The organism is Mesorhizobium sp. M2A.F.Ca.ET.067.02.1.1 (genome assembly GCF_004023285.1).
In the GTDB taxonomy this organism is placed as follows: Bacteria; Pseudomonadota; Alphaproteobacteria; order Rhizobiales; family Rhizobiaceae; genus Mesorhizobium.
The window spans coordinates 1-1,096 of record NZ_RZSB01001188.1 but is presented as its reverse complement, the minus strand read 5'-3'; the positions used below and the strand labels follow the sequence as shown (position 1 = coordinate 1,096).

2 protein-coding genes are annotated in these 1,096 nt (G+C 65.0%); both read right to left on the bottom strand.

From position 1 onward, the window contains the following. The coding region (locus EOA28_RS36620) for a DUF1284 domain-containing protein (protein ID WP_128315884.1) at window positions 1–297 on the bottom strand (297 nt) is incomplete at its 3' end. 32 nt (window positions 298–329) lie between these two features. Continuing rightward, window positions 330–920: a biotin transporter BioY gene (locus tag EOA28_RS36615; RefSeq protein WP_127251908.1), complete on the bottom strand. Its 591-nt coding sequence runs from the start codon at window positions 918–920 to the stop codon at window positions 330–332. Window positions 921–1,096 lie beyond the last annotated feature (176 nt).

Here is a 1,096-nt window from a genome sequence, read left to right as displayed (position 1 = left end):
GGTCGAGGGATCGAGCTCGAGCCAACCGCGGGCCGGGAGCGGCCGGCCGAGAAGACCGGCGACATCGCGAGCCGCGACGTCATCCCGCCCGGCAGCGCTTTCGCCCAGGCAGTGCGGCTCGCTCTCACTCAGCAGCGGGGCGCAGATGTCGTCAGGGCCGGAAACGATCAAGATATCCTCGCCGCCGGCCAGGCGCTTCACTACAACGTCGTAGTTGGCGGTGAAGGCCGGCGAGTAGCCCTTGCCGACATAGGTCAGCAGGCAAAGCAGATGATGGGCGCGCAGCCTGACGGTCATCTGGTGTCGGGTTCGGTCATCCGCCCGGCGGCTTACCGAGGATCGGCCGGCCGGTTGCCCGAAAACAGCTTCAGCGTCGCGGCACCCAGCGCCGACTTGAGCAGGCCGCCGACGATGAAGGGCAGGAAGCCGAAGGTGATCGCCTTCTCGGCGCCGATCATGACGGCAAGCCAGGCTGTGCCCAGAACCAGGCAAAGCAGGTTGCCGATCAGCATGGCGGCGAAGGCAAGCATGACGCGGTTGCCGTTCCAGCCGCGCTCGGCCAGCCAGCCGACGACGGCGCCGACGACCGGGAAGGCGAAGAGGTAGCCGCCGGTCGGACCGACGAAATGCTGCACGCCGGCGGCGCCGCCCGCCAGAACCGGAAAGCCGGCCGCGCCTTCAACCAACCAGGCGGCGATGGTCAGCGCGCCGAAGCGCCAGCCGTAGAGCGCGCCGACCAGCGTGACGGCAAAGGTCTGCATGGTCACCGGAACCGGCACCATCGGCACCTCGATGTAGGAGGACAGCGCCAGGAACAGCGAGCCGATGATCACGGCGCCGATCTGCCAGGCGAGCGAACGACTGTGCAGCTTGAGCGGGCTGAAGGAGGGCTTGTCGATCGAAGCGGTTGCGTTGGTCACGGTGTCTTCCCTGGTTTGTGCAAAATTATAGATAATTTCTTTATTCGATCTATTATCGAATCCATATTTTCGTGACAATGGCAAGCCTGCAGGTTCGTCATCCACGGGCGGAGCGGGAGCGAAGCGGACGCGGAGACCCGAGGATCCTGTGTGTTGGTTCTGGTGTATGGTTGAGG